The organism is Pseudomonas sp. GT1P32 (assembly GCF_054897805.1).
In genome coordinates, this window is the sequence record NZ_CM142704.1 from 4,943,623 (window position 1) to 4,969,167 (window position 25,545).

At 60.9% G+C, this 25,545-nt stretch carries 22 protein-coding genes; 7 read left to right on the forward strand and 15 right to left on the reverse strand.

The features are described from left to right. Positions 1–23 precede the first annotated feature (23 nt). Positions 24–572 carry a DUF2780 domain-containing protein gene (locus ACYZUC_RS22625; protein WP_461990501.1) on the forward strand — a complete coding sequence of 183 codons (549 nt, stop codon included), beginning with the start codon at positions 24–26 and terminating at the stop codon, positions 570–572. A 1-nt stretch (position 573) separates the two neighbouring features. On the opposite strand, the gene ACYZUC_RS22630 is transcribed toward ACYZUC_RS22625, so the two are convergent. Then, complete coding sequence (locus ACYZUC_RS22630; protein ID WP_461990503.1) at positions 574–1,461, reverse strand: acyltransferase; 888 nt, start codon at positions 1,459–1,461, stop codon at positions 574–576. Between the two features lie 266 nt (positions 1,462–1,727). Here ACYZUC_RS22630 and rloA2 point away from each other — a divergent pair, with 266 nt between their 5' ends. The 4 genes from rloA2 to creD all read left to right on the forward strand — a co-directional run bounded on the left by rloA2 (position 1,728) and on the right by creD (position 5,956). Then, positions 1,728–2,231: a retropepsin-like aspartic peptidase RloA2 gene (gene rloA2 / locus ACYZUC_RS22635; protein ID WP_223413630.1), complete on the forward strand. Its 504-nt coding sequence runs from the start codon at positions 1,728–1,730 to the stop codon at positions 2,229–2,231. Between the two features lie 74 nt (positions 2,232–2,305). Next, positions 2,306–2,986 carry a two-component system response regulator CreB gene (creB, locus tag ACYZUC_RS22640; RefSeq protein ID WP_461990505.1) on the forward strand — a complete coding sequence of 227 codons (681 nt, stop codon included), beginning with the start codon at positions 2,306–2,308 and terminating at the stop codon, positions 2,984–2,986. Continuing rightward, complete coding sequence (gene creC / locus ACYZUC_RS22645) at positions 2,986–4,404, forward strand: two-component system sensor histidine kinase CreC (RefSeq protein ID WP_461990507.1); 1,419 nt, start codon at positions 2,986–2,988, stop codon at positions 4,402–4,404. Before creB ends, creC begins: the two co-directional genes overlap by 1 nt. Before the next feature lie 181 nt (positions 4,405–4,585). Next, on the forward strand, positions 4,586–5,956 hold the full coding sequence (gene creD, locus ACYZUC_RS22650; protein WP_461990508.1) for a cell envelope integrity protein CreD: 1,371 nt from the start codon (positions 4,586–4,588) through the stop codon (positions 5,954–5,956). A 211-nt stretch (positions 5,957–6,167) separates the two neighbouring features. Here creD and ACYZUC_RS22655 read toward each other — a convergent pair whose 3' ends face one another. From ACYZUC_RS22655 to ACYZUC_RS22690, 8 genes are all read right to left on the reverse strand, one after another. Next, positions 6,168–6,797: a glutathione S-transferase gene (locus ACYZUC_RS22655; protein WP_008045154.1), complete on the reverse strand. Its 630-nt coding sequence runs from the start codon at positions 6,795–6,797 to the stop codon at positions 6,168–6,170. A 157-nt stretch (positions 6,798–6,954) separates the two neighbouring features. Further along, positions 6,955–7,134, reverse strand: a complete 180-nt coding sequence (locus ACYZUC_RS22660; protein WP_461990511.1) for a hypothetical protein — start codon at positions 7,132–7,134, stop codon at positions 6,955–6,957. Then, a complete protein-coding gene (locus tag ACYZUC_RS22665; RefSeq protein ID WP_008045147.1) occupies positions 7,131–8,261 on the reverse strand; it encodes a PepSY-associated TM helix domain-containing protein in 1,131 nt (376 codons plus the stop codon). Before ACYZUC_RS22665 ends, ACYZUC_RS22660 begins: the two co-directional genes overlap by 4 nt. Before the next feature lie 69 nt (positions 8,262–8,330). Next, complete coding sequence (locus ACYZUC_RS22670; RefSeq protein ID WP_461990513.1) at positions 8,331–10,739, reverse strand: TonB-dependent siderophore receptor; 2,409 nt, start codon at positions 10,737–10,739, stop codon at positions 8,331–8,333. 208 nt (positions 10,740–10,947) lie between these two features. Further along, on the reverse strand, positions 10,948–11,919 hold the full coding sequence (locus tag ACYZUC_RS22675; protein WP_461990515.1) for a FecR domain-containing protein: 972 nt from the start codon (positions 11,917–11,919) through the stop codon (positions 10,948–10,950). Next, complete coding sequence (locus ACYZUC_RS22680) at positions 11,916–12,434, reverse strand: RNA polymerase sigma factor (protein ID WP_032829214.1); 519 nt, start codon at positions 12,432–12,434, stop codon at positions 11,916–11,918. The genes ACYZUC_RS22675 and ACYZUC_RS22680 overlap by 4 nt, the downstream gene beginning before the upstream one ends. Positions 12,435–12,658: 224 nt before the next feature. Beyond that, complete coding sequence (locus ACYZUC_RS22685; RefSeq protein WP_461990517.1) at positions 12,659–13,366, reverse strand: 3'-5' exonuclease; 708 nt, start codon at positions 13,364–13,366, stop codon at positions 12,659–12,661. After that, the gene (locus ACYZUC_RS22690) at positions 13,363–15,303 is read right to left on the reverse strand and encodes a putative nucleotidyltransferase substrate binding domain-containing protein (protein WP_461990519.1); all 1,941 of its coding nucleotides are present in this window, start codon (positions 15,301–15,303) and stop codon (positions 13,363–13,365) included. The genes ACYZUC_RS22685 and ACYZUC_RS22690 overlap by 4 nt, the downstream gene beginning before the upstream one ends. A gap of 253 nt (positions 15,304–15,556) precedes the next feature. On the opposite strand from ACYZUC_RS22690, the gene ACYZUC_RS22695 reads away from it, so the two are divergent. After that, positions 15,557–16,003, forward strand: coding sequence for a response regulator (locus tag ACYZUC_RS22695; protein WP_461990521.1), 447 nt, complete (start codon positions 15,557–15,559; stop codon positions 16,001–16,003). Positions 16,004–16,180: 177 nt separating this feature from the next. Here ACYZUC_RS22695 and ACYZUC_RS22700 read toward each other — a convergent pair whose 3' ends face one another. Beyond that, positions 16,181–18,358 (reverse strand): malate synthase G, encoded by a 2,178-nt coding sequence (locus ACYZUC_RS22700; RefSeq protein ID WP_192227611.1) that lies wholly within the window; start codon positions 18,356–18,358, stop codon positions 16,181–16,183. A gap of 539 nt (positions 18,359–18,897) precedes the next feature. On the opposite strand from ACYZUC_RS22700, the gene ACYZUC_RS22705 reads away from it, so the two are divergent. Further along, on the forward strand, positions 18,898–19,416 hold the full coding sequence (locus tag ACYZUC_RS22705) for a glycine cleavage system transcriptional repressor (protein WP_064680143.1): 519 nt from the start codon (positions 18,898–18,900) through the stop codon (positions 19,414–19,416). A 215-nt stretch (positions 19,417–19,631) separates the two neighbouring features. Here ACYZUC_RS22705 and rarD read toward each other — a convergent pair whose 3' ends face one another. The 5 genes from rarD to ACYZUC_RS22730 form a co-directional block, all read right to left on the reverse strand. Then, positions 19,632–20,519, reverse strand: coding sequence for an EamA family transporter RarD (gene rarD / locus ACYZUC_RS22710; RefSeq protein WP_192227612.1), 888 nt, complete (start codon positions 20,517–20,519; stop codon positions 19,632–19,634). Between the two features lie 184 nt (positions 20,520–20,703). Next, positions 20,704–21,678, reverse strand: coding sequence for a serine/threonine protein kinase (locus ACYZUC_RS22715; protein ID WP_192416793.1), 975 nt, complete (start codon positions 21,676–21,678; stop codon positions 20,704–20,706). A 213-nt stretch (positions 21,679–21,891) separates the two neighbouring features. Beyond that, entirely contained in the window at positions 21,892–23,793 is a 1,902-nt protein-coding gene (locus ACYZUC_RS22720; RefSeq protein ID WP_461990524.1) for a PhoX family protein, read from the reverse strand. Between the two features lie 58 nt (positions 23,794–23,851). Next, positions 23,852–24,616, reverse strand: a complete 765-nt coding sequence (locus tag ACYZUC_RS22725; protein WP_461990525.1) for a TOBE domain-containing protein — start codon at positions 24,614–24,616, stop codon at positions 23,852–23,854. A 186-nt stretch (positions 24,617–24,802) separates the two neighbouring features. Further along, positions 24,803–25,543, reverse strand: coding sequence for a double zinc ribbon domain-containing protein (locus ACYZUC_RS22730; protein WP_461990526.1), 741 nt, complete (start codon positions 25,541–25,543; stop codon positions 24,803–24,805). Between the last annotated feature and the right edge of the window lie 2 nt (positions 25,544–25,545).

Genomic DNA, 25,545 nt, shown 5'->3' on the forward strand with positions numbered 1-25,545 from the left:
TCATGGCACAAGAGGATGTCTGGATGAAGGTTTCACGTGGTTTTGTACTGGCATCGCTCATGACTCTGGTGGCCAGTCCGGTCTTCGCTCAGTTCAGCTTGAGCGATGCAGCCGGTGCCATTTCCGGCATGAAGGGCGATAACGCCGCCACAGCGGCAGCGCCGACGGCTGAAACAGCCGATCTGCTGGGTGCGCTCAGCGAGTTGAACCTGACGCCACAACAAATGATTGGCGGCACCGGAGCGATGCTCGGCCTGGCGAAGAATCAATTGAGTTCAACCGACTATTCGGAACTGGCCAAAAGCGTACCGGGCATCGACATGCTGTCCGGCGGCGGTGAACTGGGTGCCATCGCCGGTTTGCTCGGTTCGTCCGGCAAGGTGGCCGGGCTGGACAATGTCTTGGGTAACGTCAAGGACACCAATGACCTGAACAATGCGTTCAGCGCATTGGGCATGGACACCGGCATGATCGGTCAGTTTGCCCCGCTGATTCTGCAATACTTCGGTCAGCAGGGCGTCGCCGGTTCGCTGCTGCAGAACCTGGGCGGGATCTGGGGCGCCGGCACCTGATTCAGCGGCGCTCGGCGCGCAAGGCGTCGATGCGCCGGTCCTTCTCGATCCAGAGCTGGTTGACCCAGTTCTGGACCGTTTCGCGAAACACCGGATCGTTCTCGTAATCGCCCTGCCACAACGCGGGGTCGAGTTCGCGGGTCTTGATGTCAATGATGACCCTCGGCACGTTACCGCTGATCAAATCCCAAAATCCCGGAATCTTCTGCTGCGGGTACACCACCGTCACATCGAGAATGGCGTCCAGCTGTTCACCCATTGCCGCCAGCACAAACGCCACGCCGCCAGCCTTGGGCTTGAGCAAATGGGTGAACGGTGACTGCTGCTGAGTGCTTTTCGCCGCCGTGAACCGGGTGCCTTCCAGGTAATTGACCACCGTCACTGGCTGGCGCTTGTACAGTTCGCACGCCGCTTTGGTGATCTCCAGGTCCTTGCCGGCGAGCGTCGGGTTCTTCGCCAGAAACGCCTTGGTGTAACGCTTCATGAACGGGTAATCCAGCGCCCACCACGCCAGGCCCAGGAACGGCACCCAGATCAGTTCTTTCTTGAGGAAGAATTTGAAAAACGGCGTGCGCCGGTTGAGCGTCTGGATCAATGCCGGAATGTCCACCCAGGATTGGTGGTTGCTGATCACCAGGTACGACGTGTCGACCCGCAGGTCATCGCCGCCCCGCACGTCCCATTGCGTGGGAATACACAGACGGAAGATCAGCTTGTCGATCTCGGCCCAGGTCTCGGCGATCCACATCACGGCCGATGATGCGTAATCACGCAAGCGGCCGGGCAGGACCAGTTTGAGCAGGGCAAACACCATCAGCGGCCCGAACAGGACCAAGGTGTTGAGCAACAGCAGCAGGGTAACGAAACAGCCGGTGAGCAGGCGGCGCATAAGTAACTCTTGAAAGCGTTTGGGCGCGCCATGATAAGCAGCTTCGGGCGACAGGCCAAATCGGGGGTGACGAATGTTTCACGGTTGCGTGGGTATGCTGGAACTGTGGCGATAGTTCCGGCCTCTTCGCGGGCAAGCCTCGCTCCTACTGGGATAGCGGGAAACCTGTAGGAGCGAGGCTTGCCCGCGAAGCGATCCCAAGAACGAACGAATTGCTCACTGACGGTCTAAAATTCCGCTGCCCACTTTCCCAGGATGCCCCTTACGTGAAATCCCTCCTCGCATTGCTTTCCCTCGTGGCCCTGCCGGTCCTGGCCGCTGAGCCGACCCTGTACGGGCGCTACGAATACATTGCGCTGCCGGAAATCGGCGGTGAAGTGCTCAAGGCCAAAATGGACACCGGCGCCCTGACCGCCTCGCTGTCGGCCAAGGACATCGAAACCTTCACCCGCGACGGCGATGAATGGGTACGCTTCCGCCTCGCCACCAAAGACGCGAGCAACAAGGTCTACGAACACAAGGTCGCGCGGATCAGCAAGATCAAGACCCGCTCCGAAGAGGACGAGGATGAAGATGTAGCGGCGCCCACCAAGCGCCCGGTGGTCGATCTGGAACTGTGCCTGGGCAACGTCAAGCGCACGGTCGAGGTCAATCTCACCGACCGCAGCAGCTTCAACTACCCGCTGCTGATCGGCGCCAAAGCCCTGCGTGAATTCGGCGCGGCCGTGAACCCGGCGCGACGTTTTACGGCGGACAAGCCCGACTGCTGATTTCAAGTGGTCTCATTGACGTGACGTGAGGCATGGGGCACCGTTCGCCCACTCAACTGCCGGGCTCGGACGCCATGCCTCATATCCTGATTGTCGAAGACGAAGCGGCGATTGCCGACACCCTGATTTTCGCCTTGCAGGGCGAAGGGTTCACCACGACGTGGCTGAGCCTTGGCGCCGCCGCGCTGGACCATCAGCGGCAGACCCCGGCCGATCTGATCATTCTCGACATCGGCCTGCCGGATATCAGCGGCTTCGAAACCTGCAAGCAACTGCGCCGTTTCAGTGAAGTGCCGGTGATTTTCCTCAGCGCGCGTGATGCGGAAATCGACCGCGTCGTCGGCCTGGAAATCGGTGCCGACGATTATGTGGTCAAGCCGTTCAGCCCACGGGAAGTAGCCGCACGCGTGCGGGCCATCCTCAAGCGCATGGCGCCGCGTGCAGTGGCCGACCCAGTATCTGCGCTGTTTCGCATCGACAACGAGCGGGTACAGATCTGCTATCGCGGCCAGTTGCTGAGCCTCACCCGCCACGAATTCCGTCTGCTGCAATGCCTGTTGGAACAACCCGAACGCGTGTTCAGCCGCGAGCAGTTGCTCGATGCTCTGGGTGTCGCCGCCGATGCCGGGTACGAGCGCAGCATCGACAGCCACATCAAGAGCGTGCGCGCCAAGTTGCGTCTGGTGAAGGCTGACGCCGAACCGATCCAGACCCATCGCGGCCTCGGTTACAGCTACAGTCCGGGGCACAGCTGATGCCCTTGGGGATCCGGATTTTCCTGGTCTATGTGCTGTTCATCGGCCTGACCGGCTATTTCGTGCTCAACACCGTGATGGAGGAAATCCGCCCCGGCGTGCGTCAGTCCACCGAAGAAACCCTGGTCGATACCGCCAACCTGATGGCCGAAATCCTGCGCGATGATTTCAAGGCCGGCACGCTCAATCAGAACCGCTGGCCCGAATTGCTCAAGGCCTATGGCGAGCGGCAACCGAAGGCGAGCATCTGGGGGTTGCCGAAAAATCAGGTCAACCACCGCATCTACGTCACCGACGCCAAGGGCATCGTGGTGCTGGATTCCAGCGGTGTGGCGGTGGGGCAGGATTACTCGCGCTGGAACGATGTTCTGCTGACCTTGCGCGGTGAATACGGCGCTCGCTCCAGTCGCAGCGATCCGAATGATGCCAGCTCTTCGGTGATGCACGTTGGCGCACCAATCCGCGACAACGGTCAGATCATCGGCGTGGTCACCGTGGCCAAACCTAATAGCTCGTTGCAGCCTTACGTCGATCGCACGGAACGCCGATTGCTCGCGTACGGCGCCGGATTGATCGGCCTCGGCTTGCTGTTCGGCGCGTTGCTGTCGTGGTGGCTGAGCGCGGCATTGCGGCGCTTGACCGCTTATGCGAAAGCCGTGAGTGAAGGCCGGCGAGTCGAGGTTCCGCACTATCGCGGCGGCGAGCTGGAGCAACTGGCGACTGCTGTGGAACAGATGCGCACGCAGCTCGAAGGCAAGGCCTACGTCGAGCGTTACGTGCACACGTTGACCCATGAATTGAAAAGCCCGCTGGCGGCGATTCGTGGTGCGGCGGAGTTGCTGCAAGGGGAGATGCCGTTGGCGCAACGGCAGCGTTTCGTCAGCAACATCGACAGCGAAAGCGTGCGGATGCAGCAGTTGATCGAACGGTTGCTGAACCTGGCGCAGGTTGAACAGCGCCAAGGCTTGGAAGAGCGGGTGGCCGTGCCGTTGGCGGGTTTGGTCGATGAGCTGCTGAGTGCTCAGGCCGGGCGCATCGAAGGCAAACGGTTACGCGTGGACCAGGCGATTCCAGGGGATCTGGCGCTGACCGGTGAGCCGTTTTTGTTGCGTCAGGCTCTGGGCAATCTGTTGGAAAATGCGTTGGATTTCACGCCGGTGAATGGCGTACTGCGATTCAGCGCCGAGCGTATTGGGGAACAGATTGAGTTCAAACTGTTCAATCAGGCCGAAGCGATTCCCGAATACGCGTTGCCGCGATTGAGTGAGCGCTTCTACTCGTTGCCGCGTCCGGACAGTGGGCGCAAGAGCACAGGGTTGGGGCTCAATTTTGTAGAGGAAGTGGTGAAGCTGCATGGCGGGACATTGAGCGTTGGCAATGTTGAGGGTGGGGTTGAAGTGACGTTGCGGCTGGCTTAGAACCGAGTCGCGGCCAATCGCGAGCAGGTTCGCTCCCACATGGACTTGCGTTGAACCTGTGGGAACGAGACCGGCTTGCCGGCGATGGGGCCGGCCCAGTCTCCACAAAGTCTCCATATTTCCCCCATAAATCCTCCACACACCCATCCCAGACTCCCCCCATCCAAACAGGGAGAGTCCCATGAACCGAAATCTGACCATAAAACTCGGGGCCATTGCCCTGCTGATTCTGTTGTTGCTGATCCCGTTGCTGATGATCAACGGCGTGATCCAGGACCGCCAGGAACTGCGCGACGGTGTGCTCGAAGACATCGCGCGCAGTTCCAGTTACAGCCAGCGCCTGAGCGGGCCGTTGATGGTGGTGCCTTATCGCAAAGTGGTGCGCACCTGGAAGCTCAACGAAAAAACCAACGAGCGTTACCAGGACATCGGCGAAGAGCGCGGCCGTTTGTACTTCCTGCCGGAGCGTTTCGAGCTCGACGGGCAGGTCCAGACCGAGCTGCGTTCGCGGGGCATCTACGAGGCGCGGCTGTTCCACGCCGACAACCGCATCAGCGGACATTTCTCGGTCCCGGCACAACTGGGTATCAAGGAAGATTTCGCCGACTACCAGTTCGATCAGCCATTTCTTGCCGTCGGGATCAGCGACATTCGCGGCATCGAGAACGCATTGAAACTGGAGCTCAATGATCAGCGCCTGGACTTTATCCCGGGCAGTCAGGTGGGCTGGTTGGGCGAAGGTGTGCACGTGACGCTGCCAGCGCTTGACCCACGTCAGGCCACGGAGCTGGCCTTCGGTTTCGACCTGCGTCTGCAAGGCACCGGCCAGTTGCAGGTTCTCCCGGTGGGCAAGACCAGCAAAGTCTCGCTGGCCGCCAACTGGCCGCATCCGAGCTTCATCGGCAACTACCTGCCGACCCAGCGCGAAGTCTCCGATCAGGGCTTTACCGCGAATTGGCAGACTTCGTTTTTCTCCACCAACCTGCAAGAAGCGCTGAGCAGTTGCGTGTCCGGCGGCGACTGTGAAGCGTTCAGCGGCCGCAGCTTCGGCGTGAGCTTCATCGACCCGGTGGACCAGTACCTGAAAAGCGACCGGGCGATCAAATACGCACTGCTGTTCATCGTCCTGACCTTCGCCGGTTTCTTCCTCTTCGAAGTCCTGAAGAGCCTGGCGGTGCACCCGGTGCAATACGCGTTGGTGGGCGTGGCGCTGGCGTTCTTTTATCTGCTGTTGCTGTCGTTGTCCGAGCACATCGGTTTTGCCCTGGCGTATCTGTTGTCGGCCAGCGGTTGTGTGTTGTTGATCGGTTTCTATGTCTGCCACGTGCTGCGCAGCGTGCGCCACGGCTTGAGTTTTTCGGCAGGGTTGGCGGCGTTGTATGGCCTGCTCTATGGCTTGTTGAGCGCCGAGGATTACGCGCTGTTGATGGGGTCGTTGCTGCTGTTCGGGTTGCTGGGCGTGTTCATGGTGCTGACCCGCAAACTGGATTGGTACGGAATTGGGCAGAAGGCGGCCAAACCGCTGGAATTCGATATCGGGGTGGTGGAATGAGCCGGTCGTTGGGGTTGCGTGAGGATCAGCGGGAGGGGGAGGTGTTGGCGACGCTGATTTTTGGGTTGTTTCCGGTAGATCCGGTGTGGTGCATTCGCGAGCAGGCTCGCTCCCACAGTGGATCTCCAGTGAACACAAAATATATGCACACCACGAATCAAAATGTAGGAGAGAGCCCGCTCGCGAAGAGGCCGGAACAGTCAGCGAAAATCTAGCCCTTCGGCATCGTCGCCACCATCGAAGGCCGCTGGCTCACCTCAAAATACCAGTCCGCCAGCTTCGGATTCACCTCGCGCCATCCCAGGTCCGGATGGCGCAAATCCACGTAACCCAACGCACAGGCCACACTGATCGCCGCCACATCGAAATGGCTGGTCAGCTCGGCAATCGCGTCTTTTTCCAGCAACGCCAAGGCGCGGCGAATCTTGTCGCGCTGGCCATCGAGCCATTCGTCCCAGTGTTTTTCCGGGGCGCGCAGGGCGACTTCGTAACGCACCAGCACCGCAGCGTCCATGATCCCGTCGGCCAGGGAGGCCAGGGTCAGGCGACGCCAGCGCGCGGAGCCTTCGCGGGGAATCAGCGGGTTGCCGACGTGTTGGTGGTCGAGGTAGTCGAGAATCACCCGGCTGTCATGGATGACGTTGCCGTCGGCCAAGCGCAGGGCCGGGATTTTACTCAGCGGATTGTCATCGATCAGGGGCAGGTCCGGGGCGACCGGGGTCAGCACACAGTTTTGCAGGGCGACGCGGTCTTGCTGACCGGTCTCGTGCAGCAGCACCATGACTTTGCGAACGAAGGGCGACAACGGGTTGTGGTAGAGGGTCATGCTCGGGGCGGACATGGCAGCATCTCGGTCGGTTTGCAGTGCCGGGAGCATAGCGCGTGGATCACGTAACTTGTAGGAGCGAAGCTTGCTCGCGAAGGGATCGCCTCGGTCCTTCAGTCAGACCGCGGCGATTCCTTCGCGAGCAAGCTTCGCTCCTACAGGTTTGGTGTAGTTATCGGCGTTGCAGGAGGCCGCGCAGGGCGAGGATTGCAGGAACGCCCAGGCCCAGCCAGCTCAGCGCATCCCACACGCCATCGCCCAGCAAGGCCGCGAATAACCCGGCAGCGCTGAGCAGCGCGATGACCGTCGGTGTGGAGAAGACCTTCCAGAAATTCGACTGCCGCGGCTTCATGCGTTGGCCTCCGCTTGTTCCAGTACAGGCCTGGCCGCTTTGCGCCGCACCACCCACAGGTAAACCCCGCTGCCGAGCACGATGATGGTCAGTACATCGAGGGTCGCCCAGAGGATTTTCATCGGCATGCCGCCGTAATCACCGAAGTGCAACGGCTGCGACATGCCCATGGCGTCCATGTACCACGGCCGTTCGGCCACGGCGGTGACTTGCAGGGTGCTGGCGTCGATCAGCACCGGTGTCAGTAGATGCGAGGTCAGGTGCGTGCTGCCCTTCATGAACACCGCGTAATGATGCTCACTGGAAAACCGCGTGCCGGGGAAGGCGATGAAGTCTGGCTGCATGCCGGGCGCGACTTCCTTGGCGATGTCGAGCAAGCGGGTCGCAGGCGCAAGTTGCGTCAGCGCCGGCGCATCGCGATACGGCGCAACCATCGCGCTCAGGCTGTCATTGCGCCACGCGGCGATCAGCAGATCGGCGCAGGCACTGATGACGCCGGTGACGCCGACCACCAGCGCCCAGGTCAGGGTGACGACGCCGATCAGGTTATGCAGGTCGAGCCAGCGCAGGCGCGTGGATTTGTCCTGGCGTACGGTGGCGAATTTCAACCGGCGCATGAACGGCAGGTACAGCACCGTCCCGGACACGATAGCCACTACAAACAGAATCCCCATGAACGCCAGCAGCAGCTTGCCCGGCAGGCCGGCGAACATGTCCACGTGCAGGCGCAGCATGACCATCATGAAGCCGCCGTTGGCCGATGGCATCTCCAGCGCTTCACCGGTGCGGGCGTCGAGCATGAAGGTGTGCGACGAATTCGGTTCGGTGCCGGCAGTGGCCGCCATGATCGCGATGGCGGCGTTCGGTTCGTCTTCGTCGAAGCCGAAATATTGCATGACCTCGCCGGGCCGATGTTTTTGAGCGGCCTGCACCAACTGCTGCAGATTCAACTGCGGGGTGTCGGCCGGCAGCTGCTGCAACTCGGCGGCATCGCCCAGCAAGTGGTCGATTTCGTGGTGGAAGATCAACGGCAGGCCGGTCAGCGCCAGCATCAACAGGAAGACCGTGCAGATCAGGCTGGTCCAGGTGTGGACGAAGGACCAGCGGCGAATGGTTTTGCTTTTCATGACCCATCCAAATGCAAAAGGGCCACGGCTGTACCGTGACCCTTGTGTGGCTGTAATCCGCTCAGCGGTTTACCACTTGTAGTTGACTGCCGCCACGACGTTGCGCTCGTCGCCGTAGTAGCACCAGGTGCCATCGCAGGTCGACAGGTAGTCCTTGTTGAACAGGTTCTTCGCGGTGACGTCAACCGAAACGCTTGCCAGTACCGGGTTGATGCGGCTCAGGTCGTAATGCACAGCGGCGTCGTACACGGTGTACGAACCCACGTGACCATTGTTGGTGTTGGCCGTGTTGCCGTAGGTGTCGCCGACATAACGCACGCCCGCACCCACGCCAAACCCGTCGAGCACACCGGCGTGCCACGTGTAATCGGACCACAGGGAGGCCTGATTGCGCGGGACCAGTTTCATCCGGTTGCCCTTGTCGTCGCCCTTGAGGATCTCGGTATCGGTGTAGGTGTAGGAGCCCACCAGTTTCAGGTTGTCGGTGACATCGGAGACGGCTTCCAGCTCGATACCGCGCACCTTCAATTCACCGATCTGGCTGGTGACGTTGTTCTGCGACACCGACACGTTCTGCTGGCGCAGGTCGAACGCGGCGGCGGTCAGCAAGGTGCGGCTGCCCGGTGGCTGGTATTTCACGCCGACTTCGGTCTGCTTGCCTTCGGTGGGTTTGAACGACTGGGTCGAACGGGCATCGGCGCCCATCGAAGGCTGGAACGACTCGGTGTAGGAGATGTACGGCGTGATCCCGGAGTCGAATACGTAACTCAGGCCTGCGTTACCGCTGAAAGCCTTGTCGCGCTGGGTGTTGGTGGCATCGCCCAGGTTATTGAACTGCGTCGAGCTGTGAATCCAGTCTTCACGGCCGCCGAGGGTCAGGCGCCATTTGTCCAGGGAGATCTGGTCCTGGGCGTAGAGGCCGGTCTGGTTGGTTTTCTGGTTGTAGTCGTAAAAGGTGTTGTACGCGACGTTGGAGAAGTCCGCACCACGGATCGGGTTGATCACGTTGCTGTTCGGCGCGTTGCCTTCCAGCCATTTGTAATTGGTGTTGGTCCGCTGGTGGTCCAGGCCCAGCAGCACGACATGGCTCAGCGCACCCGTCTGGAAGTCGGCCTGGAAGTTGTTGTCCACGGCAAACTGGCTGATGTCCTCATCAACCTGATCGACCAGACGGCGCAGGGTGCCGTCCGCCGCCACGACGTCACCGAACGACGCATAGGCTTGCTGGAACGACAGATCGCTTTTGGTGTAACGCAGGTTTTGCTTGAACTGCCAGACATCGTTCAGGCGATGGTCGAAGGTGTAACCCAGTGCGTAATAGGTGCGGGCGTAGTGATCGGAGTCCGGATCGCCAAGGTTTTTATGGTGCGAAATTTTCGCCCCGGCCGGAGAAGCCAGCTTGGTGCCTTGCAGAGGCAGGAACTGGCCGCTGACCCCTGTATCGTCGCGGGTGAACTGCGAGAGGAAGGTCAGGTGTGTGTCGTCATCGATGTTCCAGGTCAGGCTCGGTGCGAGGTTGTAGCGCTTGTCATCAATGTGGTCGACCGGCAAGCCGCTGTCACGCACTACGCCGTCGACGCGGTACAAGAACTGACCCTCGTCATCGATTTTTCCGGTGCTGTCGAAGCTGATTTGCTTGCGATTGTTGCTGCCGACTTCGGCTCGCACTTCGTGGCTGGCAATAACATCGGGACGGCGGCTGACCATGTCGAGCATACCGCCCGGTGGCGTCTGGCCGTATACCGAAGAGGCCGGGCCGCGCAGGAGCGTGATGCGTTCCAGGTTCCAGGTTTCAGCCTTCGGGTTGGCGTAGGAGCCTTTTGGCAACGGCAGGCCGTCGAGGAACTGGGTTGGCTCGAAGCCGCGTACGCGCAGCCAGTCGGCGCGGGAGTCGCTGCCATAACTGCTGGCGATCACGCCTGGCATGTAACGCACGGCGTCATCGAGATTCTGTACGCCGCGATCTTCCATCTGGGCGCGGGTGATAACGGACATCGAGCGTGGTGCTTCGACAATCGGCGTATCGGTCTTGGTGCCGGCAGCGGTGCGAGTGGCGACGTAACCGTCAACCGGGCCCCAGGCGTTTTCAGTATTTTCTACACCGATCACGCTGGTTTCCGGCAGGGCCACCACGCCCTCAGGCATGGCCACCAGGCTGTAGGTGCCAGTGCTGCTCTGTTCCAGTTGCAGACCGGTGCCACGCAAAGCCGCCTGCAAGGCGCCAACCGCGTCGAACTGGCCATTGACCGGTGCCGACGTCTTTCCCGCCGCCAGCGACGGATTCAGCGACAGCGCCAGGCCCGACTGGCTGGCGATCTGGTTCAACGTTGTGGCCAATGGCGCGGCCGGCAGGTTATAGGCGCGAACGCTGGACGCTTGTTCGGCGGCGATCAGTTGGCTACTGGCCAGAGGGGCGCAAAGGGCAATGGCGACCGCCAGCAAACTGGGGCGCAACAAGGTGTTTAGCGAACGGGACATGCAACGGCTCCTGAAAGGGAATACTTCTCAATTGCCTAGGTGCCGGACGAGAATCAAAAAGTGATAGGGCTGGATGAAAATAATTTCGATTCAGCAATTGTGGTGAGGCTGACGACGCCTTCGCGAGCAGGCTCGCTCCCACATTTGACCGCGATCCCCTGTGGGAGCGAGCCTGCTCGCGAAAGCGTCCGTTCAAACGACAACAAAATCAGGGCTTGGCTTCCGCCTTCGCCACCGTCACCCACCACGGTGTGTGCTGTTCGATCTGCACCGGCAGCGTCGGCAACAGTGCGCTCAGCGCCAGATCGGTGTCGTGCAACGGGAAACTGCCGGTGATGCGCAGGTCGGCGATCTCGGGCGCTACGCCCAGATGCCCACGCCGATAACGACCGAGCTCGTGAACCAGGTCTTCCAGCCGTGCGTTGTCCACCACCAGCATGCCGCGGGTCCAGGCATCGGCGCCGAGGTTGAGCGCGATGATCGGCCCCAGGCCATTGTTGCGCATCAGCACTTGTTGGCCTTCGTGCAGGATCTGTTCTTCAGGGCTCGACTCGGGGTGGGCGGCCACGGCGGACTGCAACACGCTCAGGCGCGTGCCTTCTTCTTCGCGCTTGACCAGGAACCGCGTGCCCAGCGCGCGCATGCTGCCTTCGCGGGTTTCGACGATAAATGGCCGGGCGTCGCCATGACCGGTTTCGACGAGGATTTCCCCTTCCTGAAGAATCACCCGGCGCTGCTTCTCATCAAAACGCACATCCACGGCGCTGTGGGTGTTGAGGTTGATCAGCGTGCCGTCGCTCAGACGCAGGGTGCGTTGCTCGCCGGTGGCGGTGCGCTGATCCGCCAGCCAATAGTCGACCGGTAGATAACGATCACCGGCAAACAGCGCCAGGCCAAGCACCGCAACGATGCTGGCCACGCCACTGCCGAGTTTGCGCACCCGTCGGCGAATGCTTTCGCGCGATTGCAGCAACGCGGTGCGGGCCGGGCCGCTGGCCACGCTGAAACGCTGGTCGAGCATGCCCAACTGGCGCCAGGCGCGGGCGTGCTCTTCGTGGGCAGAGTGCCATTTGGCAAACTCTTCGCGCTCCACCGGGGTGCCGGAATCCAGCGACAATTGCCAGGCAATCGCCGCGTCCAGCACCTGCGCCGAGACCGGTTTGGAACTGACCGGGTTCACACCGGCTCACCGTACAACGCGATGTAGCACTGACGAATGCCCTGAGCCAGGTACTGACGCACCCGCGGCACCGACACGCCCAGTCGCTGGGCGATTTCCGCGTGACCGAGGCCGTCCAGACGGTTGTAGAGAAACGCCGCCCGCGCCTTGCTCGACAGCTTGCCGAGCAGGCGGTCGATGTTTTTCAGGTCTTCGAGGATCATTTGCTGTTCTTCCACCGACGGTTGTTCGCCTTCAGGGATCAGCATCAGTTCGGTGAGGTAAGCCTGTTCCAGCGCAGCGCGGCGGAAATAGTCGAACAGCAGGCCCTTGGCAATCGCCACCAGAAACGCTCGCGGCTCGCGAGGTTCGTTCAGTTGATCGCGGCCCAGCAAACGCACGAAGGTGTCCTGACTCAGGTCTTCGGCCCGTTGCGGACAGGCGACATTGCGTCGAAGCCAGGCCAATAGCCAACTGCGATGGTCGCGATATAACGCACCGACGAGCTCACTGTGGGGGCTTTGGACTGACGACACGCAGCATCACCGATTGGGAAGTGTTAACTAACGAGAATTGTTCGCGATTGTGGCAGAGGCGGGGGAGGTAAGCAATTGGCCACTGGTCAGGTGGTTTTGGTGGGGGTGTTCAGTTGGACCGCGTTATCGTTCTTCGCGGGCAAGCCTCGCTCCTACAGGATGGTGCGTTGCTCACTGTAGGAGCGAGGCTTGCCCGCGAAGGCGCCAGAACAGACGCCGCGAACTCAGAACGAAGGCACCCGCTGCCTGCGTTTCCACTGACTCACCCGCTGCTGCAAATTCAACGGGCTATGAATCTGCTGCTGCCGCGCGCGGCTGAACAGGATCAGCGCCAGCTCGGCAGTCGCCAGCGCATCGGCACTGGCGTTGTGGCGCTCGAACACCTCGAGCTTGAACCAGTCGATCCACTCATCCAGCCCCGCCTCGCGAATGTGCGCCTGAGGGCAGAGCAGGGGCGCAATATCCGCCACATCCAGAAACGGATGCTGCAACTTGTAGCCCAAATGATCTTTCAGCGCACGGCCGAGCATGTGTTGATCGAACGGCGCATGAAACGCCAGCACCGGGCTGTCGCCCACAAATTCCATGAACTCGACCAACGCCTGCGCCGGATCGCTGCCGGCGGCAATCGCGCTCGGGCCCAAACCGTGAATCAACACGCTCGGCGCCACTTTCATGTCCGCGCATTGCAGGGTGCGTTCGAACTGCTGACTGAAGTCGATCGCCCCGTCCTCAATCACCACCGCCCCGATGGACAGCACCCGGTCCTTGTTCAGGTTCAACCCCGTGGTTTCCAGATCCAGCACCACCCAGCGCTGCTCGCGCAGGCTGCATTCTCTGAGCTCGGCCCGCGCCGGCAAACGTTGCAGACGTTGCTGCAATTCCCCGGACAGCATCGGCCCTGCCGGGCGCAGCCATGAAAACAGGCTCATAACTGATACCGCAGGGTCAGGCTGCTTTGCAGGCGTTGGGCCTGGCGCAGGGATTCACGCAGGATGCGTCGGTCCAGATGGTTAAGGCTGTCGGGATCGACCCGGTTGGAGTAGGGCAAGTTCTCCCGGGTCTGTAGCTGATGTTGCTGCATGCGGGTTTGCTGGATGAAGTGATACGCCTCTTCGTACGCCGCACCGTCCAGCCGTTCGATGACTTCTTTGTCGACCAACTGGCGAAAGCGCTCCAGCGTATTGTTCGCCTCGATGCCGTGGGCCAACGCCAACAGTCGGGCGCCGTCGACAAACGGGGTCAGGCCTTGGACTTTCAGGTCCAGCGTGGCTTTCTCACCATTCTTGCGCGCCAGCACAAACTCGCGGAAACGCCCTACGGGTGGACGGTTGCGCAGGGCGTTCTCGGCCATCATTCGCTGAAACAGCCGGTTGTCGGCGACCTGATCGAGAATCCCCCGACGCAACTGCTCGCAGCTGTGCTCGTCGCCCCAGACCACACGCAGGTCGAAATAGATGCTCGAACCCAGCAGGTTTTCCGGCGTCGCCTCACGAATAAACGCCGCAAAACGCCGCGCCCATTCGGCCCGGGACAAACACAGCTCGGGGTTGCCGGCCATGATGTTGCCTTTGCACAGGGTGAAACCGCAGAGCGCCAGGCTCTGGTTGATCTGCTGAGCGATGGGCAGCAACTTGCCGCGAATCTCGGCGGCGTGCGCGGCGTCCCGCGCTTCGAACAGAATGCCGTTGTCCTGGTCGGTGTGCAGCGTCTGCTCGCGGCGGCCTTCGCTGCCGAAACACAACCAACTGAACGGCACGCCGGGGTCGCCTTTCTCGGCGAGGGTCAGTTCGATCACCCGGCACACGGTGTGATCGTTGAGCAGGGTGATGATGTGGGTGATCTGGGTCGAGGACGCACCGTGGGCCAGCATGCGCTCGACCAATTGACCGATCTCGCCGCGCAGCGCCACCAGGTTTTCCACGCGCTGGGCGCTGCGGATGGTTCGCGCCAGATGCACCAGGTCGACCCGTTGCAGGGAAAACAGGTCGCGCTCCGAGACCACGCCGCACAGACGCTGGTCCTTGACCAGGCAGACGTGGGCGATGTGCCGCTCGGTCATGGCAATCGCGGCATCGAAGGCGCTGTGGTCGGGTGTCAGGAAAAACGGCGCCTGGGTCATGTGCCGCTCGATGGCTTCGTTGAAGTCGTTGATACCTTCGGCCACCACGTGGCGCAAGTCGCGCAGGGTGAAAATACCCAACGGCGCCTTGTGTTCATCGACCACCACAATGCTGCCGACCTGCTGCTCGTGCATCAGGGTGACCGCTTCCCGCAGCGGCGTGGTCGGGCTGCACGTCACCGGGTGACGCATGGCCAGTTCGCCCAGACGGGTATTCAGCGAGTATTGGGTGCCGAGGGTTTCCACGGCTTTTTGCTGGACTTGCTGGTTGACCTGGTCCAGCAAACTGCTCACGCCGCGTAGGGCAAAGTCGCGAAACGCGTTGGAAAGTGCGAACAGTTTGATGAACGCCAGCTTGTTTAGCTGTAGGCAAAAGGTGTCTTCGGCGGCCAGATGTTCGGTGCGTGTCGCACGCTCACCCAACAGCGCGGCGAGGGGGAAACACTCGCCGGTGGTGATTTCGAAGGTGGTTTCCGTGCCGCCCTTGGCCGTGTGGGGACGTTCACCCACGACCCGGCCTTGTTTGACGATGTAGAAATGCTCAACCGGGCCATCGGCGGGCTTGATGATGCTCTCGCCGGGGGCATAAAAACGTAGCTGACATTGTTCAACCAGGTACGCCAGGTGAGCGTGTTCCATTTGATTGAAGGGCGGGAAGCGCTGAAGGAATTGCAAAGTGCCCTGGATGTTCTGCAATACCGCGGTTTTCCCTGCCTGTGTGAAGGCGTCCGCTTTACTCATAACCATTACCGCAGTCTTTTATGAATTGTTGTTGTCGGGTGACTCAGTCATGGTCGACCCCTGCGCGCAGGGTGCCCATTGGACGTAAGTCTAGGTCGGGCCTTGCGGCGATGAAATTTCGGAAATGCCTTACGCAATCTTGGGAAGAACCTATCCTTTCCCCTATAGGAAACAAATCCGACGAAGTGCACATTGAAGCCCTGCTTAGCGATGTCTCACCACTGTGCTAGGGAATGATATTGGAAACTTAGAGAAAACCATGTCCGACCACGATATTTTGAGTGACGCCGAGCGCGAGGCGCTGAGTGCCGTCATGCTGGAACCCGACCTGCCGCCGCAACGGGTGCTGATCGTCGATGACGATAAAGATGCGCGCGAGCTGTTGTCGGAGATTCTTGGTCTGGATGGTATTCGTTGCATGACTGCCGCCAGCGGTGAAACCGCGCTCAAGATGCTGGCAGAGAAACCCTCGATAGGCCTGGTGATTACTGATCTGCGGATGGGGCACATTGATGGCCTGGAGTTGATCCGCAAGGTCCGTGAGTCCGTTCGGGGCGCCATGCCGTTCATCATCGTTTCCGGCGATGCCGACGTGAAGGACGCGATTGCCGCCATGCATTTGAGCGTGGTGGACTTTCTGCTCAAGCCTGTCGATACCGGCAAACTGCTGGGGCTGGTCAAGCATGAGTTGGGGATGGAGCCCTGATCCAAGCTATCTGTTGCCCATTTGATCGCCTTCGCGGGCAAGCCTCGCTCCTACAGTCATACGCAGACCTGTAGGAGCGAGGCTTGCCCGCGAAGGCCGCACCACCTATTTCAAGCAAACAAAAAAGGCCCTGATCCGAAGATCAGGGCCTTTTTTTGTCACGGCATCAACGCTCAGTTACAGGCCATTGGCAGCCTTGAACTCGCGACGACGACGGTGCAGAACCGGCTCGGTGTAGCCGTTCGGCTGTTTGGTGCCTTCAACCACCAGTTCGACCGCCGCCTGGAAGGCGATGTTGCTGTCGAAGTTCGGTGCCAGCGGACGGTACAGCGCGTCGTTGGCGTTCTGACGGTCAACCACCGGCGCCATGCGCTTGAGGCTTTCCATCACTTGCGCTTCGGTGACGATGCCGTGACGCAGCCAGTTGGCGATGTGCTGGCTGGAGATACGCAGCGTGGCACGGTCTTCCATCAGGCCGATGTCATTGATGTCCGGCACTTTCGAGCAGCCAACACCCTGGTCGATCCAGCGCACCACGTAACCGAGAATGCCCTGGGCGTTGTTGTCCAGTTCGTTCTTGATCTGTTCCGCGGTCCACTGCGGGTTTACCGCCAGCGGGATGGTCAGGATGTCATCCACCGAGGCGCGTGCACGTTTGGCCAGTTCGGCTTGACGGGCGAACACGTCAACCTTGTGGTAGTGCAGCGCGTGCAGCGCAGCCGCCGTTGGCGATGGCACCCAAGCGGTGTTGGCACCGGCCAATGGGTGAGCGATTTTCTGTTCGAGCATCGCCGCCATCAGGTCGGGCATCGCCCACATGCCTTTACCGATTTGCGCGCGACCTTGCAGGCCGGTGCTCAAACCGATATCGACGTTCCAGTTCTCGTAGGCGCCGATCCACTTCTCGGCCTTCATGTCGGCCTTGCGCACCATCGGGCCGGCTTCCATGGAGGTGTGGATTTCATCGCCCGTACGGTCGAGGAAACCGGTGTTGATGAACACCACGCGCTCGCTGGCGGCCTTGATGCAGGCCTTGAGGTTGACCGTGGTGCGGCGCTCCTCGTCCATGATCCCGACTTTCAGGGTGTTGCGCGGCAGGCCGAGCACGTCTTCGATGCGACCGAACAGCTCGTTGGTGAACGCAGCTTCTTCCGGACCGTGCATCTTCGGCTTCACGATGTAGACCGAACCGGTGCGGCTGTTCTTGCGCGAGCTGTTGCCGTTGAGGCTGTGGATCGCCGCCAGGCAGGTCACCAGACCGTCGAGAATGCCTTCCGGCACTTCGTTGCCGTCTTTATCGAGGATCGCGTCGATGGTCATCAGGTGACCGACGTTGCGCACGAACAACAGCGAACGACCGTGCAGGCTCAGTTCCTTGCCATCGACGCCGGTGTAGGTGCGGTCGGCGTTCATGGTGCGGGTAAAGGTCTTGCCGCCCTTGGAGACTTCTTCCGACAGGTCGCCCTTCATCAGGCCGAGCCAGTTGCGGTAGATCACCACTTTGTCATCGGCATCGACAGCGGCGACGGAGTCTTCGCAGTCCATGATGGTGGTGAGTGCAGCTTCCATCAGGATGTCTTTGACGCCGGCAGCATCGGTCTGGCCGACCGGGGTGCTGGCATCGACCTGGATTTCGAAATGCAGGCCGTTGTTTTTTAGCAGAATCGCGGTCGGTGCAGCGGCATCGCCGTGGAAACCGATCAGCTGAGCGTCGTTGCGCAGGCCGCTGTTGCTGCCGCCTTTGAGGGCGACCACCAGTTTGCCGTCAACGATCTTGTAGCCGATGGAGTCGACGTGCGAGCCGGCAGCCAATGGCGCCGCTTCGTCGAGGAAGGCGCGGGCGAAGGCAATCACCTTGTCGCCGCGAACCTTGTTGTAGCCTTTGCCTTTTTCCGCGCCGTCAGCTTCGCTGATCGCGTCGGTGCCGTAGAGCGCGTCATACAGCGAACCCCAGCGGGCGTTCGAAGCATTGAGCGCGAAACGCGCATTCATCACCGGCACCACGAGCTGCGGGCCGGCCATGCGGGCGATTTCGTCATCGACGTTTTGCGTCGTTGCCTGGAAATCGGCCGCTTCTGGCAGCAGATAACCGATGTCTTGCAAGAAGGCCTTATAAGCCACGGCGTCGTGCGCCTGACCGGCACGGGATTGGTGCCAGCCGTCGATACGAGCCTGGAAGTCATCGCGTTTGGCGAGTAGGGCTTTGTTCTTCGGCGCCAGGTCGTGAATGACCTTGTCGGCACCGGCCCAGAATTTATCGGCGGTGAGGCCGGTTCCGGGAATGGCTTCGTTGTTCACGAAGTCGAACAGGACTTTGGCGACCTGCAGGCCACCGACTTGAACGTGTTCAGTCATTGCTTGCCTCACTCTGCTCAGCTATTTCGCTTTTCAGCTCTTCAAATTAACAATGAAGCCTCTGGCTATTTAAACCACAAACCCCTTCCACCAGTACATGCCATTTCGGGCGGCTGGAATGGAACCGATCAACGGCGTTGAGGCCTTGCTGACAGGGCTTTCAGGGCTGCGACCGCGCCTGTGGCAGACATCGATCCAACGTTATGTAGTGCGCGCTGCGGCATACTACATGATGAATTGCGGTTGTGAAAATTAGACTAATTACGTCGTTCTGCGACCCCGTGACGCATTGCAGTCACGTCGGGGATAGGGATGTTCTCAAAAAAGTATGAGATTGTTCCAGTTAAATATAAGAAGTTGTACACGATTTGTTTTTTGGCAGGTTCATCGGTGGTGATCCATTCGCGGGCAAGCCTCGCTCCTACAGGGATGGCGCAGGTCTTGTAGGAGCGAGGCTTGCCCGCGAAGGCGTCAGCCGACTCAGCGCAGCAACATCCCTTGCCTATACTTCTCTTTCTACAACAAAAGAGGGCTGCGCCATGGACCACCTCGTACTCACTGTTTTCGCACCGGACAAGCCTGGGCAGGTCGAGCGCATCGCCCAGTGCATTGCCGAGCACGGCGGCAACTGGCTGGAAAGCCGCATGTCACGCATGGCCGGGCAGTTTGCCGGGATTCTTCGGGTGGGCGTGCCGGCCGAGGCCTACGACGAATTGGTCGATGCCTTACAGGCGTTGTCCGCTCACGGCATTCGTGTGCTGATCGCCGAAAGCGGCATCGAACAATCCTGCACCTGGAAACCGATTGCCATGGAATTGGTCGGCAATGATCGTCCGGGGATCGTGCGCGACATCACGCGTCTGTTGAGTGAGCAAGGGGTCAACCTGGAACGGCTGGTGACGGAAGTGCGTCCGGCGCCTATGAGCAGCGAGCCGTTGTTCCACGCCGAAGCGATTCTTGCGGTGCCGCTGACCTTGTCGCTGGACGTGTTGCAGTCGCGCCTGGAAACCCTGGCGGACGATTTGATGGTGGAGTTGGTGTTGCGCAGCGACCCCTGACAGGGTTATCCAAGTTATACGTGCACCTGCCTGTGGATAACCTGTAGAGACAGCCCGCCAGCCCACGCCGGCCGGGCTTCTTCAAGATCTGATCAAAAAACCATCAGTTTCAACAAGTTGCGCACAAACGCCGGGGATCACGCTGTGGATAACCTTTGGAAGGATCGATGCAGGCCACGAGAGGCGTGGCCTGCAGAGGTTTGTACGATTTTTGATCAGCTGCGGCGGCGCAGACTTATCCACGCATCGATGCTGTAAACCGCCAGGCCTGCCCAGATAAAGATGAAGGCGACCAGTGTGCTGGACGATAGATGCTCGCCAAACAGCAGCACGGCTTGCAACAGCACCAATGTCGGCGCCAGGTACTGGAGAAATCCGAGTGTCGTGTAGGGCAAATGCCGTGCGGCGGCGTTGAAACACACCAGCGGCACCAGCGTTACCGGACCCGCGGCGACCAGCCACCAGGCTTCGGACGTGGTCCAGAATTCGGGCTGGGCGCTGACGGCGGTCTGATTGAAGAGCAGCCAGGCGATGGCAATCGGCACCAGCATCCAGGTTTCCACCACCAGGCCGGGTAGCGCCTTGACCGGCGCCTGCTTACGGATCAATCCGTAGAAGCCGAACGTCAACGCCAGCACCAGCGACACCCAAGGCAGACTGCCGACTTGCCACACCTGTTGCGCGACGCCGACCGCCGCCAGACCTACGGCGATCCACTGCATACGCCGCAACCGTTCGCCGAGGATCAACATCCCCAGCAACACGTTCACCAGCGGGTTGATGTAGTAACCGAGACTGGCTTCGAGCATGCGCCCGTTGTTCACCGACCAGACGTACGTCAGCCAGTTGGCCGCGATCAGCGTGCCGCTCAAGGCCAGGATCGCCAGCCGTTTCGGGTTGTCACGCAACTCGCGCCACCAGCCCGGATGCTTCCACACCATCAGCAGCAACGCGCCGAACAGTGCCGACCAGAGCACGCGATGGATGATGATCTCCACGGCGGGCACGTTGGCAATGGCTTTGAAGTAGAGCGGGAAAAGTCCCCAGATGATGTAGGCACTCAGGCCCAGGATGTACCCGCGACGGGGGTTGGCGGCTTGCATGCAGAATCCTTGCTTAGGCAGCTAACAAAGAGGGGATTGTATAGACATGTCAGATATTTTGTAGGAGCGAGCGGTGCGGCGATCCGACTTGCCCGCGAAGAACGATGATGCGGTATATCAGCTAAACCGCGTCACCGTTCTTCGCGGGCAAGTCGGATCGCCGCACCGCTCGCTCCTACAGGGGTCAGAACAGTTTCAGGGGTTCTTCGTTGAGCGCGGCGAGTTGCTCGCGCAACGCCAACACTTGATCCCCCCAATACCGCTCCGTCCCGAACCACGGAAAACTGTGCGGGAACGCCGGATCATCCCAGCGGCGTGCCAGCCACGCGCTGTAATGCATCAGGCGCAGCGCGCGCAGCGGTTCGATCAGCGCCAATTCCCGCGGGTCGAAATCGTGAAACTCGTTGTAGCCGTCCATCAGTTCCGACAGCTGCCCCAGACATTCCTGACGGTCGCCGGCGAGCATCATCCAGATGTCCTGCACCGCCGGGCCCATGCGGCAGTCGTCCAGGTCGACGATGTGGAACATCTCGTCGCGGCACATCATGTTGCCGGGGTGGCAATCGCCGTGCATGCGGATGTTCTGGTGCGGCGTGGCGTTGTAGACCTCTTCCACACGCTTGAGCAGGTCGCGGGCGACTGACTCGTAGGCCGGCAGCAGGCTTTTGGGGATGAAGTTGCCTTCGAGCAACGTTGTCAGCGAGGCATGACCAAAGTTCTTCACGCCCAGGGCTTCACGGTGCTCGAACGGTTTGGTCGAGCCGACGGCGTGCAGGCGACCGAGCAGTTGGCCCAGCCGATACAGCTGATCGAGATTGCCCGGCTCAGGTGCGCGGCCGCCACGGCGGGGGAACAGGGTGAAACGGAAACCGTTGTGTTCGTGCAGGCTGGCACCGTTGTGAATCATTGGCGCCACCACCGGCACGTCGCACTCGGCGAGTTCGAAGGTGAACTGGTGTTCTTCGAGAATCGCTTCGTTGGTCCAGCGCTGCGGGCGATAGAACTTGGCGATCAGCGGCTCGGAGTCTTCGATGCCGACCTGATAGACGCGGTTCTCGTAGCTGTTGAGCGCCAGAATGCGCGCGTCGCTGAGAAAGCCGATGCTTTCGACGGCATCGAGCACGAGGTCTGGGGTGAGGGTTGCAAACGGGTGGGCCATGCTGACTCCTGCGCGCAGCAGGCTGCCGCGTCCGGCCAAGCATGGTAGCGCAGACGGGCTGTCTTTAGTGGTTGGGGTTGGAATGTGTGTTGTTTGGGCTGACGTCTTCGCGGGCAAGTCGGATCGCCGCACCGCTCGCTCCTACAGGTTATTCGCCATGCTGAAATTGGCGCACGACCTGTAGGAGCGAGGCTTGCCCGCGAAGAGGCCTTATCAGGCGCCGACGATCCCGCCATCCTCGCGGGAAATCGCCATCACCGAAGACCGCGGCTTGCCGTTCGGCAAATGCTCAGGGAACGTCGAGCCACCGTTTTCACCCGGATGCTGAATCCCGACAAACAGCGTCTTCTGATCCGGCGAGAAGCTGATCCCCGTCACCTCGCAACCCACCGGCCCGACCATGAAGCGACGGATCTCACCGGTCACCGGGTCGGCACAGAGCATCTGGTTGTTGCCCATGCCGGCAAAATCACCGGCGTTGCTCGAATCGCCATCGGTCAGGATCCACAAGCGTCCGGCCTTGTCGAAACCCAGGCCGTCCGGACTGTTGAACATGTTCTGCGGCGTGATGTTCGACGAACCGCCCTTCGGCGTGCCGGCGTGGACACCCGGGTTGCCGGCGACCACAAACAGATCCCAGGCAAAGCTTTTCGAGCCGTGATCATCACGGTCGGTGCGCCAGCGCAGAATCTGCCCGTAGACGTTCTTCTCGCGCGGGTTTGGCCCGCCCACCGGTTGACCGTCTTCACCGCGCTTGGCGTTGTTGGTCAGCGTGCAATAGACCTGGCCATCCTTGGGGCTGACGACGATCCATTCCGGACGGTCCATGCGCGTGGCTTTCACCACCGTGGCGGCGAGGCGCGCATGAATCAGCACTTCGGCCTGATCGGCAAAACCGCTGCTGGCGTCGATGCCGTTTTTGCCGTGGGTCAGCTCGATCCACTCGCCCTGGCCTTTCGGGTGATCGGCATTGCCGTCGCCCGCGTCGAAACGCGCCACGTACAGGGTGCCGTGGTCCAGCAAGTCGCGGTTGGCTTTCGGGTTCTTGTGGTTGATCTTGTCGCGGCTGACGAACTTGTAGATGAACTCGCCGCGTTCGTCGTCGCCCATGTACACCACGGCGTGGCCGTCATGGGTTTCGGCCAGGGCCGCGTTTTCATGCTTGAAACGGCCCAGTGCGGTGCGTTTGACCGGGGTCGATTTCGGATCGAACGGGTCGATTTCCACGACCCAGCCATGACGGTTGAGTTCGTTGGGGTTCTTCGCCAGGTCGAAGCGCTCGTCGTGTTGATGCCAGTTGATCTCTTTACTGGTCGCCACCGCACCGTAGCGTTTTTGCGCCGGGTCGAATTTCTGCTCGGCGTTGCTGCTGCCGAAACAGTCAGTGAAGTTCTCTTCACAGGTCAGGTAGGTGCCCCACGGCGTCTTGCCGTTGGCGCAGTTCTGGAAGGTGCCGAGCACGTTCTTGCCGTGCGGGTCGGCGCTGGTTTTCACCAGCGCGTGGCCGGCGGCCGGGCCGCTGAGGCTGATCGGTGCGTTGCCGTGAATGCGGCGGTTGTAGTGCGAGCCCTGAACGAATTGCCATTGGCCGTTCTTGCGCTGCACTTCGATCACCGACACGCCTTCGCAGGCCAGAGCCTTGCGCACTTCTTCGGCCGATTGCGGCATGCCGCCGTGCGGGTAGAGGTAGCGGTAGTTGGTGTATTCGTTGTTGATCGCCATCAGCGCCCGGTCTTTCTCACCCGGAAACTCGAACAGGCTCATGCCGTCGTTGTTGTCGCCGAACTGGACTTCCTGTTGCTCGGCGCTGCCGTTGCCGCTTGGATCAAATGCCGGACCATTCTTTTGCAGCGGCTGGCCCCAACTGATCAGCACCGAAGACTTGTAGCCCGGTGGCAGGGTGATAGCGTCGCTGGTGGCGGCGGGAATGCTGTCAAAACCCAACAGTTTGCTGGTGCCTGCGCTGACACTGGCCGCGAGCACGCTACGGCTCAGCAGGTTGCCGCCGAGGAACATCGCGGCACCGCACAGGGCGCCCGCGCTGATGAAACCACGACGGCTGAGGCCGACCATTTGCTCGAGGTCGGTGGATTGGTTGTCTTCTAATAGGCTCACATCAGGCTCCCTGCTGGTTTTTGCAGTCACCTTAAAGCGCGTTAATGACGCTTGTGTTTCAGAGCGGTGTACCGAGCAGCACGTTGGAGGGGGCAAATTGCACCCGCAGCGCTTTGCCGGTGGCCAGACCGTGGGTTCGCAAGTGCAGCGGTTCGGCCAGCGCGCACAGCGTCTGGCCATTGGGCAGGCCGATGCGCACTTCACTTGGGCCGTCTTCGGCGTCGAGGATTTCTTCGAGGGTGCCGGTCAGGCAATTGTGTCCAGGCGTTGCCTCGTCATCGATACCCAGCAGGTCGAGCCAACCGGCCTTGATCAGGGCGACGACTTCGGTGCCGGTCTGCAGTTCCAGGCGCAGGGTGCTGTCGTGAGTGATCTGCGCCACGAGGATCAAGCCTTCAGCCAGTTCCAGGCGGATCAGGTCGTTGCGTCCCTGAGCTTCGATTTCCACGACTTTGCCGTGCAATTGATTGCGCGCGCTGGTTCTGAGCATCAGGCGGCCGAGCAGGTTGAGGTCGCTGGCGTCTTCGGCCGCTTCCAACACCTGCGCCTGCAACGTTTGCAGCTTTTGATACAGGCGCAATACGCGCTCGCCTTCGCTGGACAGCTTGGCGCCACCGCCACCCTTGCCGCCGACGCTACGCTCCACCAGCGGTTTCTGCGCGAGGTTGTTCAGCTCGTCGATGGCATCCCATGCCGCTTTGTAACTCAGGCCCGCGCTTTTCGCGGCGCGAGTGATCGAGCCCTGTTCGGCGATGTGTTGCAGCAAGGCGATGCGCTGCGGGCGACGGACAATGTGCTGGGATAACAACGTAGGCAAGGACATGGCGAGACGCTTCGGGTTGTGGCGATGGGCACGACGTTGGCGGCTGGAAGCCCGAGAGTCAAGTCGGGCACAAAACCTGTGGGAGCGGGCTTGCTCGCGAATGCGGACTGGCATTCAACAAAGATATCGACTGAGCTGACGCCTTCGCGAGCAAGCCCGCTCCCACAGGTTTGTGCCTGGCTTAAGTCAAGTGTTGTCACCGGGTTTTGGGGTGCGGGCCAGGCAGTAGACGTCGACTCGCGCTGCGCCCGCATCCATTAATAGACGAGCCAAGGCCTGGGCCGTGGCGCCGGTGGTCAAGACATCATCGACCAGCGCCAGGTGACGGCCCTTGATCAGTGCTCCGGGCATCAGGGCGAAGGCGTTACGCAGGTTCTTTTTACGCGCATCAGCCTTCAGCTCCTGTTGCGCGCTGGTGTCCTGAATCCGCTTGAGCAGCCGTTCGTCACAGGGGATATCCAGGCTGGCGCTCAACCAGCGGGCCAGCATCGCGGCCTGGTTGAAACCCCGTTGGCGCAGACGTTTAGCGGCGAGCGGAACGGGGACCAACTCATCTGGCCGTTCCAGCGCTTCATCGAAGCGATGTTGCAGGGATTGAGCAAGAAGTTCGGCGAGCAGGCGACCAAACGGCCACTTCGCGCCGTGCTTGAATCGGGTGATCAGGCTGTCGACCGGAAAACCATAGGTCCACGGGGCAATGACTTGCTCGAAGGGCGGCGGTTGCTGCAAGCACTGGCCGCACGTCAGGCCCGCCGCAGGTAATGGCAGGGCGCAGGTCTGGCAGTGATCGCCGAGCCAGGGCAGCTCGGTTTCGCAGGCCATGCAGATCGGCGTGGCTTCTTCAGTCGTCTCGCCGCAGAGTAAACAGGGTTGGTTGTTTTTTAACCAGATGTAAACCGGTCCTTCGTATCGTGGTTGACAGCGCATCG